This window comes from Mycoplasmopsis verecunda, from assembly GCF_033546915.1.
GTDB classification, from domain to species: Bacteria; Bacillota_I; Bacilli_A; order Mycoplasmatales; family Metamycoplasmataceae; genus Mycoplasmopsis; species Mycoplasmopsis verecunda.
In genome coordinates, this window is sequence record NZ_CP137850.1 from 23741 (window position 1) to 41439 (window position 17699).

Genomic DNA, 17699 nt, shown 5'->3' on the forward strand with positions numbered 1-17699 from the left:
CTCCTATTCAATTACTTCTTTTTGATATTTAAATTCAGCTAATTTATTAAAGATAGCTTTGGTTACTTGTTCAGTATTGATTTTACTTTCGATATTAGGATCCATATTTAATATAGAAGCAGAAATTGTTGCTAATGAATTTCTAGTATCTTTATTTAATGAAGAGATAACGTATCTTGCAACATTTAAGTATTCCTTAGCAGAAGCGCTTTCTGCTTGGCCCATAAATTCATCACCTTTTTTATTAATTTGTTCTATAGCATAAGAAGTTAGAATGTCTTTTTTCTGTGCATCATCTGCAAGTTTATAACTTGAGTTTGTTTCTTCAACATGTTGAACCAATTTATCTAAGTACTCGTCTGTGTTTAAAGTTTTATTAATAACTTGTACCTCTTTTTTAACATAACTTGTAGCTACTTCTTTTATAACATTTTGCACATCTTCATTATTTAAAATGTTTGTAGTAGCACCAAGAGCTTGTGTTAGTTCATCAAGATCTTTTTTAGATAAATTAGAAGGATCTTTTTGCATTAATTCAAATAAAGTATTACCTTTTTTAAATAAATCAATTCCGGCAATTACTCCAGCACCTAGACCTGAAAGTGAAGCACCTTTTCCACCAGTCATCATTTTAACACCTAAACTAGTAGATTTAGTTGTTGAGTTAGTTGTTGGAATTCCAGTAGTTATAACATTAGCGATAAGTAAAGTACCGGGTATAGTTAAAATAGCATTAGTACCACCAAATAGAACACGAGTTCAAATTCTATTCCCTCTGTGTCCTGATTCTTTTCTTAATGCAGCTTTTTCTTTACGTTTCTTTTTTGTAGCTAATTGAATTATTAATGTAATAAAGAAGAAAAATACTCTAATAGACAAGTAAATAATAATAGCAACTAAAGTTGATATGAACGGCAATCCCGATTGAACCGTGGTATTAGTTGTATCATCATCTTTTAGACGATTAGCAATTTGTTCAGATACTAGATTATAAAATAAAATTGTTGCCACAATAGTAATAACAATTGCTACAACCTTAAAAATTGTTCATTTGTAATTAAATCAAAAACCTAAAAGAAATGCTATAGCAATTAATGCAGTGATTACAATAGGCAATCAAACAGTTGCTCCATTTAATTTATCAGAGAGATTTTTTAAGAAGTTAATTATGGTATCTAAACCATTATTAGAATTAGAACTTTGTTGTTCAGTAGCTTCAAAAAAGTAAGATATATTATTCATTATAAGTATTTAGCCTTTGCTAATTTTTTTCATGGATCTTTTTTAGCTATACGGTCAATAAATAAGTGACCATTTAAGTGATCTAATTCATGTTGGAATACAATTGCTAAATAACCAGTAAGTTCATAACGTAGTCATTTACGTTCGTTATAACTATAAGCATCTACAACAATTCTATCGGATCTATGAACAAATCCTTCTTGATTTGGTCAAGATTCATCAACCGATAAACATCCCTCACCTTCTTCAAGAGCAATTTTACGATCGCTTTTAGCGACAATGCGAGGATTAAACATAACATCCTTAAACATTACATTTCCATTTGCGTCTTGGACATAAACATAAAAGACATTTTTAAGTATTCCATATTGTACTGCTGCAACACCAACTCCGGGACGGAATTGTGTTCCTTCAGTTTGTGAGTCATCGATGTGATATATCATTCTTTCTGCTAGATCAATATCTTCATCTGTTAGAGGAATTGGTACATCATGTGATTTTTTTCTAAGTACAGTATCAGGTAGTTGTACTATTTTGATATTATATTTTTTATTCATAACTAAATTATAATATAACTAAAATTAAAATATAATTAATATATTAATTATAAGGAGTAACTAAATGCAAGGAAATTTATCAATTCTGATATTTAGTAGTGTGCTAATTAATATCGCATTTATAGTGATGGGATATTTAATTGGTTCGCTAAATACATCAATAATTTTAGGCAAGATAATTAAGAAAGATCCTAGAGAAGAACATTCCCAAAATGCAGGTGCAACCAATTCTTCTAGGGTATTTGGAAGAAAAATAGGAATAATTATTCTATTAGTTGATATAGCAAAAACAATAGTAGCTGTAGCAATAGCCACAGGATTTGCATATTTAGCAAATATAACTCCACAATTACGAATGCCTGCTGAAATTGCGAAGACTCCAGTGGTTTATCAAGCTCAACCAATTGTTGCTGTGCCAATGTTAGCAGGATTCGGAGTTGTGCTTGGTCATTGTTTTCCAGTATTTTATGGATTTAAAGGTGGAAAAGGAGTTGCTTGTTCAATTGGATTAATAATTAGTTACAATATTGTTTTATTACCGATTGCTGCTGTATTTTTCTTTGCTGTTGCATTTTGAAAAAAATATGTATCTCTTGCAAGTATGGTAGCAGCTATCTTATTAATTCCTTTTGTATTTGTACCTTGAATGTCAAATAGTGTAATAGCTTGAGGCACAAATTTCAATTGATTAAATAATATAGTAAATGATGCTTTTGTATCCAATCCTGTGCATGGGCAAGTATTACCCGAATTAAAGCCTTGAGTTCCAGTAGATCAAAAACATTTATTTATATATATTTTTAATTACACATTAACAATAGGATCAATATTTAATGGATTTATTTACTTAGGAGCTGTAGGATTAATCTTATTAACTCACAGAACTAATATAAAAAGATTAATAAGTGGTACAGAGAGAAAAATCAATTTAAAAAAAAGCTAATTAATATACTCATCTATTCAATTACCGAATAGATGTTTTTTATTAAATAAAAATATGGAACACCATTAAGGCAATTCCATATATTATTCTCGTATTATTTAACAATGTTGTAGAAAGCTTTGATACCTTTGAATTCAGAAACTGTTCCTAATTCTTCTTCAATAGCTAATAAACGATTGTATTTTGCGATTCTATCTGTACGTGATAATGAACCTGTTTTAATTTGTCCTGTGTTCATAGCAACAGCGATATCAGCGATTGAAGTATCTTCTGTTTCTCCTGAACGGTGTGAAACAACTGCTGTCATGTTTGCTTTTTGAGCCATTTGAATAGCATCAAATGTTTCAGTAATTGAACCAATTTGGTTAATTTTAATAAGAATTGAGTTCATTGATTTTTCTTCAATAGCACGTTTTAAAATAGCTGTATTTGTAACTGTTAAGTCATCACCAACGATTTGTAATTTATCACCCATTTCAGCTGTGAATTTTTTAAATCCAGCTCAATCACTTTCGGCAAAACCATCTTCAATTGAAATGATTGGGTATTTAGCAACAAGTGATTTTAAGTATTCTGCCATTTCGTCTGAAGTATATGTTAATTTAACACCTTCTAAATGTTCAAATCCAGCTTTTCCTTCTTCGATAGCTGCTTTTAATTTCTTGAATGTGTAAACACCATCTGCATATAATTCTGATGAAGCACAGTCCATAGCGATAGCTACAGCTTTTTCACCTTCTTTAGCAGGTGTATAACCAGCTGCTTTAATAGCTTCAACTAAGAAATCTAATGCTTCTTCGTGTGATTTGAAGTTTGGAGCAAAACCACCTTCATCACCAACTTGAACACCGTGTCCGTGTTTTTTAAGTAATTTAGCTAAGTTGTGGAATACAAAGTTAGCCATTTGTAATGCTTCTCTAAATGATTTAGCACCAACAGGCATAATCATAAATTCTTGGAAGTCAATTGTATTTGAAGCGTGTTCTCCACCGTTGATAACATTTAACATAGGAACTGGTAATTCGTGTGCATTAAACCCACCTAAGTATTTGTAAAGTGGAATTTGTAACTCATTAGCAGCGGCTCTAGCAACAGCTAAAGAAACTCCTAAAATAGCATTAGCACCAAATTTTGATTTGTTTTCTGTACCATCAAGTTCAACCATTTTCATATCGATTTCACGTTGTTGAGTAACTTCCATTCCTAAGATGTGTGGGACTATATCGTTGTTAACATGGTTAACTGCTAACATAACACCTTTTCCACCAAATCAGTTACCTTCATATTCTGAACCTTTATCTCTTAATTCTAAAGCTTCACGTGAACCTGTTGAAGCACCTGATGGAACTTTAGCGATACCATATCCGCCAAATTCTGTAAATACTTCAACCTCAACAGTTGGGTTACCACGTGAGTCTAATATTTCACGTGCATGAATTTTTGTAATTGCTGACATTTTTTGTCTCCTTTATTTATTTAAGATTTTGTGTTATTTGCAAATAATTAATCTTTTAAAGATTAGTATTATTATAGCATTATTATAAAAGTGATTATGATGCTATTTTATAGAAAAAGATAGATGTATAATTAAACTATACCTATTCGATTATATCTATTATAGATAGTATAAAATGTTTGTAAATCGGATAATAAAAACTGTCTAGTTTGACAGTTAATATCATTTGTAAAACAATCACACATCAAAAACATCGCAATTATACCCAAATTTTTCATCTCAGTGGAAGGCATTTCTACATAATATAAAATGTTTATATGGTCATCCACCAAAAACTTTAATAACTCATCTAATTAGCCGTTCATCCTTAAACATTTCTGTTGTTAAGTTGTTATTTCTACAATAATGGAATGTTCTTCCTTTTCAGAAAAACACATAGGCAATTACAGAAATTAATTCCATTATTCAAAATCATCATTTGTAATAATCAGTCCCTTGGTAATAAATAATATATCATGAGGTATATCTTATATTAGTTATTAGCGTTGTTATTCAAATAAGTAGTGTAAGATAAAAGAAAAAATAAATTTGTATTTTTATTTTAGTCATATTATGTTTTTTATCTCTATGTTGAATTTCATTATGCTTTATATTTAAAGGTTTAAGATAAATATGGCGATAAATTAAATAAATTATTGTATTTTTATCCTTGTTTTTAAATCTAATGTCTTGATATCTAAATTTTTTGGATAATCTTACTGTGACATTAAAATCATTAATAATGCGATGTATGATAAACAAAATTATTGGTGGAGCATAAGCTATATAATTAATTAAAAAAACAATATCTCGTATTTTTTCATTAGGTTCTGTAAAAAGCTTATATCCTCACAAGAAAGGGATAAGAATCAATAATACAGCAAAAACAATATAGAAAATACTAACTACCAAAAAACAAAAAATTATTCAAGCATTTTCATGTTTCATTATAATATCCTAACTTCTAAATTCTTATTTGCTAAATTTTATAATTTATAACTTTTATCTTTTAATTTATCTATATATTATTCAAGAATCAGTAATACGACCTTTATACTCAAATTCTTCATTTCAATGAAAAGCATTTTTGCATAAAATAAATTGTTTATATGGATATGATGGGATTGACGAAATAATCCATGTAATAAGTCTATTGCTTTCAAATGATTTCTTTGTTAAATTGTGATTTTTGCAATAATGGTAAGTTCTACATCTTCAAAAAACTACATAGCCATAAAAAGAAACAAATTCAAAGAATCAAAATATTCATCCATATGATACATTCCTGTGTTCAGTGGTAAAGTATCAAATTGTATATCATACATTTATTATAAGGTTTGATGCAAGAATAATTAACGATAGATAAAAGAAAATATAAATTTGAATCTTTATTTTAGTTTTATTATCAATTGTTTGATGATTCATTTCATTATTCTTTACATTTAATGGCTTAAGATAAATATGTTTATAAATTCAATAAATTATTATATTTTTATTTTTGCTTTTGAACCTAACGTCTTGATTCCTAAATTTTTTTGATAATCTTACTGTAACATTAAAATCATTAATAATACGATATATAGTAATTAAAAATACAGGGGGCATAATAATTCCATAATTAACAAAAAAGACAATGCTATTAATTTTATGACCGAATGTAAATTTAAATATAAAAGGAAAACCTACTGCTAATGATAAGAAAATTATGTAAAAAAAGCTTACAAATAAAAAACAGAAAATTATTCAAGCACTTTCGTGTTTCATTTTAATATCCAGGTCCAAAATCATCATCAAACACAGTATTATTTTTTTCTTTATTCATTTCTGAAATAATATTATTTTTTTCATCAGAAAAAATATTTTTTAGTGTATTAATACCAAATAAAATATCTGAATTTTTATTATATGAGATATTTTCTTTATCCAGAAAAAGAGACATATGCTTTATATTAGTTAATATTTTATCCAATCTTTCAATTTTCTCTAAATAAGTATTTATTGTATTATCCGGATTATCTTTGATATAAGAAAAAAATCTAGCGACTGACATTGATAAATTAAAATTTAAATCATAGAATTTATTTGATTTTTTAATCAATTTATCAAATTCAGAATATTTCTTTTCAAAATCATAAACATCTTTTAATGTTAATATGAGTGAAACTCAACTTAATCAACTACCGGCCATTCTAATTGCTGTTGTTTTTGCCATATATTGCATATATGAGAATAGCGCACTTAAAAAAATAGAGGTTACCTTTTTATATTTATATTTATTGCTATCATCGTTATAAGAGTGTAGTTCAAGGTTGTTCTTTCTATTGATTTTCTCCAATTCATCAGCTAAAAAAATTAAGAATTTGTTGAATTCAATAATCGCTAATTTATCACTTTTACTAATATCTTTATTTTTGAATTTTATTCAGTTAGGTAGTGTATTATTTAATTCATCAACTGTGAGATTTATTTTTGTTAAAAAATCATTTAAATACTCTTCGGGTAAAGAATAAAATAAATTTACAACATATGAATAAATTAAATAGTTATCTTGATCAGTACTTTTTTTGTAATTTGTATCATTTGTATAAACTATCATAAACCCTCACTTTATTAATATCCGGCATAGTTATCTATAAATTAAAAAGCTGTCAATCCACCTAATCGTGAGCTAACAGCTTTTTTTGTATCCTTGTATAATAAAATTGCAAATCTAAAGGAAGGAACTAACTTAATTATAATGTTAATAGATTTGAAGTATAACAAAAAAGAGTATTTTGCATAAAAATTGAGGAAAAAGTATATCAAACGGTTATATCAAAAACTCAAAGAGAAGCATATTATCATTTTGCAATAATGGATTCACTAAATGATAACGAAATAAACAAAATCCATAAGGACATAAACAAACTCAGAGAGCAAAATATAACTCATTTCAACATCGAAAAGCTAGCTATTATGTTTAAAAATTTCGCAACACATGAAACACTGAATGATATTTCAAAAACAATGAACGTATCAGCTAAAGTTCTCAAGCAAAATTTAAAACTAGCTATGTGAATTACACAGCAGAAGACTCATACAAATTTTGCAGTAATTGTAAAAAATAGACTAACAACAATTTTTAAAGTTTCACATCGTGAATGAGTTCAGCTCAAAATGCAAAATGTTCAAAATCCAGTTCAACAAATTCATGAAAACACAATTTCAAAATGAGATGATATTGTTCGCTTCTGAAGGTTTTGAAGTAAACAACACAGAATCGTTAAGAGAAAATTATCTAAAGGTATTTTACTTTCAGATAATGAAAAGAAATTTGAACCACTAATATCAGTAACGACATTCTTGGATTACTATAAAGAACAATTGAAGGATAAAAATGCTTTTATACCTACGCCACAAGCTTTTTATTACTTTTATGGATTAAGAATATTTAAAGATGTTGATTTCTCTATTTTTATTTTGAAATCAAAAGAGGTATTTCAAAATCTAATTGAGATAAACTACGTGGCAAGAAGAAAAAAGCCTAAAGGAGTGCAATCTAAGAAAATTAACTTTGGTATTTCTATTCATCTCGCACCATTAACAATTAGAAACAGAGAAGAATTTGGACATTATGAAATGGACACAGTAATTCTTAATTTAAGAGCTAAATATTGCATTCTTACCTTGCTAGAAAGAAAGACAAGAATGTTATTTGGGATATTAACTCGGCGAGATGCAGATTCAATAAAAGAATCACTTCTTAAATTGATTAATCATCACAATTTAACCATTTTATCTCTAACCATAGACAATGGTTCGGAAAATGTGAAGTTAAATGAAATAAGAGAAATTCCTGTTATTTACAAGTGCGATACATATTCATCATTACAAAAGGAAGCATAGAAAATGCTCATAAAAAAATCAGAAACTTTCTACCAAAAGGCAAGTTTCCGAGATATGTTAATTTTGAATATATTTCACAAATGTTCAACGCAATAAATGATCAATATCGTGATTTTATTGATGATAAAACAGGCAGAATAATCAGGTTAAAAACTTCTAAATATTTCAACAGTTTCGTCTAAATAACAAAGAATTTTAAGCTTAGGCTTTATTTTTCTTCACGCTTTTGGAACATTTTTGTAAAATTTATACAGCAATATTGAGGAACTACTCAATTTACCACTTAGGTGGACTTTCAACTTTTTAATTAATACCGGCATAGTTATCAAATTCATCTTTATTAGTTGTATTATCTTTGTTATTATTTAGTATTGATAACTCAATAATAATAGAATTTCTTAAACGATTTATAACATTTTTGACATTATTAATTTGGTTAATAAGATACTTGTCGTCAATATTATTCGAAATAGTTAATATTTTTTGAAGAATTGAGTCACAATTATCAATGATTTTATGTAGCACATTCTTAAAATCATTTTTTTCTTTTTGTGATAAATCTAATATTGTTGAATAAGTAAAAGCATTTGAAAAATTATTGGCTAACTTAGAAAAATCGTTTTTCATTGATGAAACTTGAATTTCCAAATCAGCAGCTTTTGTTTTCAGTTCTTTTCCTTCTGAAATTAATAGTCCGCCAGCTGTATTAGCGGCAATAGCGGCTGCAGCAGCAATATAAGGAGCAAAAAATAAGAACGCACCTAATAATCCAGCACCAGCATTACCTGCGGCCAGTGTTATTTTTTCATCTTTTATTTTTTTATTTCCTATATTATTGTATTCAATAGCTTTATTTATAAGTATATTATTTAATTTCTCAGATAAATGTTTCAACATTTCTACATCATCTAAATCGCTATCTTGTAGTGTTTTAGAAATAAAATGATATCTCTCGGATGATAAAGTAGATTCGATTAATTTGTATAATCATGAATTTTTCAAGAAGTTATTACTTGTAACTTTGTCTATAGTATCGTAATATGTTAATATAATATTTTTATCATATTCACTAAATGTATCAATTAATGGTTTGATTCATTTTAATAATTCTTCATTATTTTGAATATTACCGTTATTTAACGGGTTAATAGCATTAGCTGTGTTACTTATTGCAACAACTGCATTTAATAAATCATTTTTCATATATAAATTCCTCTTTTATTTTATTTTTCACTACTTAAAATTATATTAAAAGCTATATAAGTGTGATTGAAAAATAACTGTTCCACATATATTTCCATAAATTAATTTAATTAATAAATATATAGTAGTTAAATAATAAAAAGCTTTATTATTAGGCATATATAATAATATATAGAATATGTTCTATTAAAAGAGTGGCGGTTATAAAAAATGAATAGTAAAATAGTTAATTTGTTAAGTACCATAAAACATTGAGATAATAGTTATATATTACAAGGCAGTTATTCACTATATGTAAGAGATATTATAAAAAGACTGCCTAATGACATAGATATTTTATTATCCACTAAAGGTAATTTGTTTCAACGAAATGAACACTGAGAAAAGTGTAAAAGCAATTATGAGATAATTAACGAATTTACTAATCATGAATTTTATAATTCTGTTGATATAAAAGTAGACAATAACAATATTAACTTAGAATGTATGAAATTTAAAACAGTACCATCAAAATATATCGAAGAAATTGATGGAATAAAGATAGTTAAAGTAAATTTGATGATAGGATTTAAAATTTGTCAGCTTCTAACAAGCTATGTTATAAACAAAACTAATCCTAGAATGCAAAAAATAATTAATTGTTTATTAGATTTAAAATTAATTTTAGATTGATATGGAGATATAAATATCAATGATTTAGTAGAAGTAGTTAAAATATCAATCTTTTTAAATGTATCGTATGAAATGTATATATACAATGATAATCCATATAATAGTTTACTTGAAAGTGCATTTATTGATTATTTAGAAAAGACTATTGATGATAACAAATTAGCCAATGATTTAGACATTGTATTGAAAACCATAAGAAAACTAATTAATAACAATTTTGTAAAAGATACAATTAAAACTATAGATACAATGTTTCAATTAAAAAAAGAATTCATAGTTTATTTAACAATTTATAAGAGTAAATTTAACTCTTCTAACATACATAGATATGCTTACTATTATTGATACAACAATACAAACCAAACATTTCGTGCATTATCATTTATTATTTCACGAATGACAATACTAAAAGAAAACAAAAGAAATGAAGCAACAAAAATTTTAGAATATATTGATGGTAAGTATTGCATCAACTTATATAAGCTGCTAACAATTTTAGCTGATGTAAATGATGAATAATCATAATAGAAAGTAGTTTACATGTGATAAAGATAGTTAAACATTAATTATTATAGACACAACACTATATTAAATTAATACCGAAAGTAAAGTATAATTAATATACTATTGTATATCAATATATTTAAGGAGAAAAATGAACAAACCAAGATTACAAGATGACTTTTATGAATACGTGAATTTCGAATGATTAAAAGATACCGAAATTCCTGCTGATCGTCCCTCAATTTCATGCTTTGGTGAGCTTGATATTAAATTAGAAAAATTACTTAAAGGACTTACAGCAGATTGAGCAAGTGGGAAAAAGCCATTACCTACTGATAAAATGATTCATGAATATGTCAAACTTTATCAAATGTTAATAAATGCTGATAAAAGAGCAGAATTAGGTTGAGAACCAGCTAGAAAACATCTTGATAAAATATTTGAAATTACAAGTTTTAATGAATTGGCTGAAAATTATGCTCAATTAGATACTTCTTATTCATCATTACCTTTACCATTTAGCATTGGTGAGGATTTCATAGATAACAAAAAATATATTTTATGATTAGAAGATCCAAGATTAATCTTAGGTTCCAAAGAAACTTATGGTAATCCTATTCAAAAAGAAAAATTAATTACCGCATGAAAAGAAATGACTTTTGATTTATTAATTTCATATGGTAAGACTACAGAACAAGCTAATAGACTTGTGCAACAAGCATTAGAATTTGATAATTTCTTAGTAGAATTTGTACTTTCAAATGAAGAAAAAGCTGACTATACATCTTTATATAACTTAAAAGATGTTGAATGATATAAAGAAAAAGTAAAAGGTTTTGATATTAAGAAAATTGCTGAATCATTAGTTAATAAAGAAGTTAAAGAAATTTCGTGTTCAAATCCAAGATTTGTTGAAAATATTGACAGAATTTATAATGAAGATAATTTTGAAGCTTATAGAGCTTTATTATTCATTAAAAACTTATTACATGCAGCAAACTTCATGAGCGAAACAATTAGATTAAAAGCTTCACATTTTAGAAATGTATTATATTCTATTGCTAAACCACGTGAATTAGAATTATATGCATATGATACAGCTACAAAATACTTCTCTATGCCTTTAGGAATGTATTATGCTAAAGAATATTTCGGAGAAAAAGCTAAAAAAGATGTAGAGCACATGGTAGCAAGCATGATAGATGTCTATAAACAACGTTTAGAAGAAAATACCTGGTTAACACAACAAACTAAAGATAAAGCAATCTTAAAACTTTCTAAATTAGGTGTTATGGTTGGATATCCTGAAGAAATTAAGCCATATTATGCACAATTTATTACTAAGACATATGAAGAAGGATCAAATGTTTATGAAAATATATTAAATTTTGATTCAATTATTTATAAATATGAAATGTCACAATATTTACAAAATGTAAATCCAAAATATTGATCAATGTCACCTGCAACTATTAATGCTTATTTCAACCCATTTGCTAACCACATAGTGTTCCCTGCTGCAATCTTACAAGCTCCATACTATGATATTCATCAATCTTCATCAGCTAACTACGGTGGAATTGGTGCAGTAATTGCTCATGAAATTTCACATGCATTTGATAATAATGGTTCACAATTTGATGAAAACGGTTCAATGGTAAATTGATGAACAGATCACGATAGAGAAAAATTTGCAGAAAAAACTCAAGCTGTTATTGAGTTATACAGTACTCGAGAAACACCATTTGGAAAAGTTAATGGTAAATTGACTGTATCTGAAAATATAGCAGATATTGGTGGAGTTGCATGTGCATTAGAAGCTGCTCAAAAAGAAAAAGATTTTGATGCTGAAAAATTCTTTGAAAACTGAGTAAGAGTTTGAAGAATGAAAGCTGGAGAAGGATATATTAGAAGATTATTAGAAACAGATGTGCATTCACCTGCGAAAGAACGTGGAAATGTTCTAATGATGAATCTAGATTTATTTGCCGATACATATGAATTAAAAGAAACTGATAAAATGTATTTAGCACCAGACAAAAGAATAAAAATTTGATAATGAGAAAATGGTTATATAGCCAGTTTTTTGTTCAAAATTTTGATATAAAATAGCAATAAAATTTAATAATATTTAAATATAGAAATAAAAACTAAATATTTAAGGAGATATAAATGAGAAAAAGTGTCAAAAAATGAATTAAATATTCATCAACAAGTTTATTAGGAACCCCTATTATTGCAATAGCATGTAATAATGATACAAAAAGCACCCCACAAGATCCTGTTAGTCAACCAACACCCGTGCCAACACCGCCTATTACACAACCACAGCGACCTAAAGAACCGCAACCAATTGTAGACGAAGAAAAAGGTGGAGAATTAAATGGATTAAAAATAAATAAGTATAAGGGAATAATTCAATTGCTTAATTTAAATAGTAATATGCCTGCTTCATTCAATTATTATGCTATTGACCGAAAATCATTTAAAAATGCTAATTATAATATAAGCCAAGTAATAGTAACTGATTTTGATGATGCTAAATCAGAAATGACATTCCAAGTAATTGGGAATTATAAAGATAAAACATTATGAGAAGATGTATTTAAAGTTACAGGGTTTGCTAAGACAATACCACATAGTAGTACATTAGCTAAATTAGAGTTTAATACTAATAAAATGATGGAAGAACAAATTACGGCAAGTAATCTTGTGGACAAACCTTTTGATGTAGTGAAAAAATATATCAATAATTTTGAAATATCAATTGATAATATGACTATATCTATATTAAATAATCCTGCATTTGAAATTACTAATTTCTCTATAAGTGATAATTCAACAAAATATAATAAAAAATATAACTTAAATATCTTGGTGCAAGCAAAAGAATTATCGATGAAAAATGGTGTATTACAACAACCAACTTCTACATATACAGTTTTTAATAGAGTTATGGAAAACCCAACAAATCTTGTTTATAGTGACCGAGATTATTTAAATTATGTATTAAATAATCAAGTAGAAGTTGTAATGAATAACCAAGCTGCTTCAAATTATTATGCATCGTACTTTACAGGAAGAAAACAAGCAAAAATAGATATGTGAAATCTAATTTTCAAAATTAATGATAAATATGAGAATTACAATAAGATTCCACTAAGTATGAATGTTGAATATTATTCAAATGATTTAACTGGTACTTTATATTTATCGGCTCAAATTTCATATGATAATGAAACTTATTCAGATGTTCCAATAACATCAGATTATATAAATAAAGAAATAACAGGATTTAAAACTTTAAATGAAGATACATTAAAGCAACAATTTACCTTTGTACCATATCCAGCAGCATTTAATGTTAAAAAATATTATCAAAAGTTAGTTACTAAATATAATTCACTAGATAAAGAACAACAAAAGACTTTATCATACACACCAGATGAAGCAAAAATGATTTTAGGTGCCAAATATGCTCCTTCATTAAGAATTGCGTATACTGATGAAAAAAATGAACTAATAATTGATCCAGTAATCATTCCATCAGATAATGCTGAAAAAGATTTTGCTCAAGATGTAGATTTATTATTTAATGGAACCCCTTTTGCTCAAGAAGTTGACGCAAATCAAAGAACTGTAGGGGATAATGGTTTTCAAGTTGACAGAATAATGTTAAATACTACAAGTTTAAACAATTTCACTTCAATTTCGGATGATAAAACAAGAGTTGATTTTAATTGAAATTATGATTTAGAAATAGAAATAAATAATGCAACTTCCTGATCACAATCTACTCAAACTATTTCTGTACCAGGAACAGCACATATGTATTCTATTTTAAGAAGTAAATAAGAAAAGAGAGACATTACTGTCTCTCAATTTTTATATCAAATTTATACCACTTTAATTTTTACTTCTTTAGAAGCTTCTTTACCTCTTAAGTGGTCTCTTTCAACAGAGATTATTTCTATTTTTTCATTGCTTTTTGTGTGAACACCGTATTTTTGTCCACGACGGTATCCCTTAATTAGTCCTTCAAGTTCTTCGATTGTGTTTGCTTGAGCAACTACTTCGCCATTTGCGACTAATTTTGCTTTGTATTTATACATAAATGACCTCCATTTATTACATTAATATTATAATCTAATTACATGTCAAAAACCAAAAAATAAAAATATTTTCATATTTTTCCACATTTAAAAAAATAGATTAAAATCACTATTTTTAAGGCTCAAAATTATAATTTACCACCTTTATTAAAAAAGTATTAAAATTAATATTAATATGAAAAAGAGTACAAGAAATTGATTATATGCTTTAATCGGAACAGTAACAGTTTTAGCCAGTGCATCAGTAGTAGCTGGTACATATTTTGCTATTAATTCTTTGTTTAATAAAGATAATAATAGTACTGATAATGGAACGATAAAAATTAATCCCGATTTCACTCCACCTAAATGACAAACTAGCATAAACAAAAATCATTGGATTAATTTATCTGAAAGAGAAATGTTATTATCTCCTGATTTAAATGAAGATAATAAGACAAAAGCATTACAAGCTATTAATCAAGTGGGGGAATTAGATAATACTCAATATCAAAATTCACAAGGCACATATGTAAAATATGTTGATCCTTATACTAAGGTAGAATATAAAGATTATGCATATTATATTGATAATGAAAATCCTGAAAATAATAGATATTTATTAGGAACCGTTGGATTAGCATATTTAGCTCAAGAATTTAAAAGAAAAGTACCTTTTGGACCTGAAATTTTTGACTTAGAAGGAATAAATGTTAATGATTTTAAAATTATTCCGCAAACAGCTAATGGGCTATATATACCATCAGTAAAAAATATTTATATTAATGCAGCTTTCTTGTGCGAGACGGATGCAAGTATTTATGATATTATTGCAACAATAATGCAAACTCTATTTCATGAATACATGCATCATTGAGCAAATAATTATGCAGAAATTGCTTCTAAATCAGATAATATAATTAATCCTAAAGAAAATTGGAAACAAAGTGATATTAATGCTAAACAGGTTGCTTATATTAGATATTATCAACCTTCTTCTACAGATGAATATGGGGATAACTATCATAATCATGGAGCTCAACAATATTGAAACGGTTACTTTGCTTCCAAATTTAGAACATTGTTAAATTATGATGTACAAGCAAAATCTTATATAAAACCTGAAATCTTGCAATTACTGAGAGCAAGATATTACCCTGTTTATTCTGATGAATACTTAGATGTTTCTGATGCCTTATATTATAATTATTCGCCTGCTGACTTGTGAAATGTATCAAACAATACTAGATTATCTCCTAGCCTTAATAGATTATGAAATAATGCACCAGATAGCGTATGATTTTCACCTAGTGAAAAATTTAGTTTGAATAAAGGTGATTTAAGATACTATTATTCATTAACTGAATTAGTACCTAGAGAATATTTAAAATATGGATTTGAATCATATTACAATATAAACGAACCAAATCCAGCTAGAATAGCAATTAATAATAAAAAAGATTTTTCATCTGGATTTTTTGGTGATATGAAATTTAGATATAAAAATGCCGTATTACTAACTACAGAAATTAGACCTAGTTCTATTGCCGATGATTACGGTAAAGTATTTATGAACAACTTTGATTCTCTTGATAGAAGTGGATGATATATTACAGAAAATAACGGACCTGAAATATCGTCGCCAGATTTTCCGTTCGGTAAACCAACAATGATTACAGGAAATTCTATAATGATTCCTGCAACTCCATTTGCATTACCTTCATATCAAACACAATCGAATAATTTAACTAAATCTCAATATCAAAATATTATTACTAATAAATCAAATGATTTTTATAACTTATTTTTAGATACTATGGGGTATGGAAAAACAATTTCTCAAATTTATTATGATAATGAAGGTTGACAATGAAAAAATACAAAGTTTGATTCTGTTTCAAAAGATGATGAGAATGCTATGAAAATATCTCTAAGTGGGTATTTAGATAATAAAGATTATACTGGATTTGTGTTTCTTAATGATAATGGTAATGTGATAGCTAAAACAAATATTCAATATCTAGATGTCTTTAATTTCTTTGGGCATAAGGATTTTGATAAAGGAGCTAGATTATATAGTCTAGATAATCAAGTTAATACTGAAAGACAAGCTCAATTAGATAATCGTATTTATCCTAATGATTTCAATGTGGCTTATAAAACAGATTACGTTAATGTGCAAGGAGCTTCATTAATTTATTTATGAAGTGATTTGAATAACGACGGATTAGTGCAAGAAAATGAAATTAACAAGGAAAAAGAAATTACTTTACCAACTCAAAGATGAGTAACAACATATAGAGCAGAAAATCCAATTAATTGATACAAAGTATATAAAGATGGTGATAAAACTAGAATTCAATGAAATGATAAAAAGCTAAATGGTATAATTTAAAATAAAGGAGGATAACAATGGAATGAGATTTTACTAAACTAAAAGTTGGTTCAATGATAAATGTCCAAGGATATAAACACAATGGTTATTTATATCGTCAATGAAATTCAGCAAAAGTTGTTTTTCATAATAAAAGACATATTGTGTTATTTCTAAAAAACACAAAAGTTGCCGAATACGAAAAAGATGTAAATGGTTGAAGATATAATGAAAATGCCATTTGATTTATACCTAAAGATGCAATGTATAATGCTATTGTGTTATTAAAGGAATCTGGACCTTATTACTATATAAATATGTCATCAAGACCAATTTTTGAAGATAATACAATCAAATTTATTGATTATGATTTAGATGTTAAATGTTATCCTGATAAAGAATTACAAGTTGTTGATAGAGATGAATTTAACTTGCATGCTAAAGAAATGCAATATCCAAATGAACTAAAATCAATGATTTATGAAGAGCTAAAAAATATTATGCAACTTTATAGTGAATATAAATATTTCTTTAATTCAGAAATTATTAATTACTATTTAGAAGTTTTAAGAGCCGATAAATTAATAACAGATAAAGCTGCAGAAAAATACACTAGAATAAGTCAAAAGAAACATTTTTCTGAAGAAGGTGATATGTTTAGACAAATTGCTAGAAAAGGTAATTATCACTACAAACATCGTCCATAAAAAGGACGATTTTTGTATAAAAATCC

13 protein-coding genes are annotated in these 17699 nt (G+C 26.9%); 7 read left to right on the top strand and 6 right to left on the bottom strand.

Annotation, left to right across the window (positions count from 1 at the left end):
- Positions 1-3: 3 nt before the first annotated feature.
- Both SAM46_RS00105 and def read right to left on the bottom strand, forming a co-directional pair.
- Positions 4-1242 (bottom strand): EI24 domain-containing protein, encoded by a 1239-nt coding sequence (locus tag SAM46_RS00105; RefSeq protein ID WP_078747250.1) that lies wholly within the window; start codon positions 1240-1242, stop codon positions 4-6.
- On the bottom strand, positions 1242-1799 hold the full coding sequence (def, locus tag SAM46_RS00110) for a peptide deformylase (RefSeq protein WP_078747249.1): 558 nt from the start codon (positions 1797-1799) through the stop codon (positions 1242-1244). Before def ends, SAM46_RS00105 begins: the two co-directional genes overlap by 1 nt.
- A 64-nt stretch (positions 1800-1863) precedes the next feature.
- Here def and plsY point away from each other — a divergent pair, with 64 nt between their 5' ends.
- Positions 1864-2742, top strand: coding sequence for a glycerol-3-phosphate 1-O-acyltransferase PlsY (gene plsY / locus SAM46_RS00115; protein ID WP_078747248.1), 879 nt, complete (start codon positions 1864-1866; stop codon positions 2740-2742).
- Between the two features lie 94 nt (positions 2743-2836).
- Here plsY and eno read toward each other — a convergent pair whose 3' ends face one another.
- Both eno and SAM46_RS00125 read right to left on the bottom strand, forming a co-directional pair.
- Complete coding sequence (gene eno, locus SAM46_RS00120) at positions 2837-4198, bottom strand: phosphopyruvate hydratase (RefSeq protein ID WP_078747247.1); 1362 nt, start codon at positions 4196-4198, stop codon at positions 2837-2839.
- 1804 nt (positions 4199-6002) lie between these two features.
- Positions 6003-6833 carry a hypothetical protein gene (locus SAM46_RS00125; RefSeq protein ID WP_078747244.1) on the bottom strand — a complete coding sequence of 277 codons (831 nt, stop codon included), beginning with the start codon at positions 6831-6833 and terminating at the stop codon, positions 6003-6005.
- A gap of 257 nt (positions 6834-7090) precedes the next feature.
- On the opposite strand from SAM46_RS00125, the gene SAM46_RS00130 reads away from it, so the two are divergent.
- Positions 7091-8122: an IS30 family transposase gene (locus SAM46_RS00130; protein WP_318635595.1), complete on the top strand. Its 1032-nt coding sequence runs from the start codon at positions 7091-7093 to the stop codon at positions 8120-8122.
- Between the two features lie 303 nt (positions 8123-8425).
- On the opposite strand, the gene SAM46_RS00135 is transcribed toward SAM46_RS00130, so the two are convergent.
- Complete coding sequence (locus SAM46_RS00135) at positions 8426-9325, bottom strand: hypothetical protein (RefSeq protein WP_078747381.1); 900 nt, start codon at positions 9323-9325, stop codon at positions 8426-8428.
- Positions 9326-9535: 210 nt separating this feature from the next.
- Between SAM46_RS00135 and SAM46_RS00140 the strand changes: the two genes are divergently transcribed.
- The 3 genes from SAM46_RS00140 to SAM46_RS00150 all read left to right on the top strand — a co-directional run bounded on the left by SAM46_RS00140 (position 9536) and on the right by SAM46_RS00150 (position 14356).
- Positions 9536-10516 (top strand): hypothetical protein, encoded by a 981-nt coding sequence (locus SAM46_RS00140; protein ID WP_078747380.1) that lies wholly within the window; start codon positions 9536-9538, stop codon positions 10514-10516.
- Between the two features lie 136 nt (positions 10517-10652).
- Positions 10653-12560 carry a M13 family metallopeptidase gene (locus SAM46_RS00145; protein ID WP_318635596.1) on the top strand — a complete coding sequence of 636 codons (1908 nt, stop codon included), beginning with the start codon at positions 10653-10655 and terminating at the stop codon, positions 12558-12560.
- A 113-nt stretch (positions 12561-12673) separates the two neighbouring features.
- Positions 12674-14356, top strand: a complete 1683-nt coding sequence (locus SAM46_RS00150; protein ID WP_078747275.1) for a hypothetical protein — start codon at positions 12674-12676, stop codon at positions 14354-14356.
- Between the two features lie 41 nt (positions 14357-14397).
- Here SAM46_RS00150 and SAM46_RS00155 read toward each other — a convergent pair whose 3' ends face one another.
- A complete protein-coding gene (locus tag SAM46_RS00155; RefSeq protein WP_078747274.1) occupies positions 14398-14613 on the bottom strand; it encodes an MAG6790 family protein in 216 nt (71 codons plus the stop codon).
- 175 nt (positions 14614-14788) lie between these two features.
- On the opposite strand from SAM46_RS00155, the gene SAM46_RS00160 reads away from it, so the two are divergent.
- Positions 14789-16987, top strand: coding sequence for an MYPU_1760 family metalloprotease (locus tag SAM46_RS00160; RefSeq protein WP_078747273.1), 2199 nt, complete (start codon positions 14789-14791; stop codon positions 16985-16987).
- A 17-nt stretch (positions 16988-17004) separates the two neighbouring features.
- A complete protein-coding gene (locus SAM46_RS00165; RefSeq protein WP_078747272.1) occupies positions 17005-17673 on the top strand; it encodes a DUF402 domain-containing protein in 669 nt (222 codons plus the stop codon).
- Positions 17674-17699: the final 26 nt, after the last annotated feature.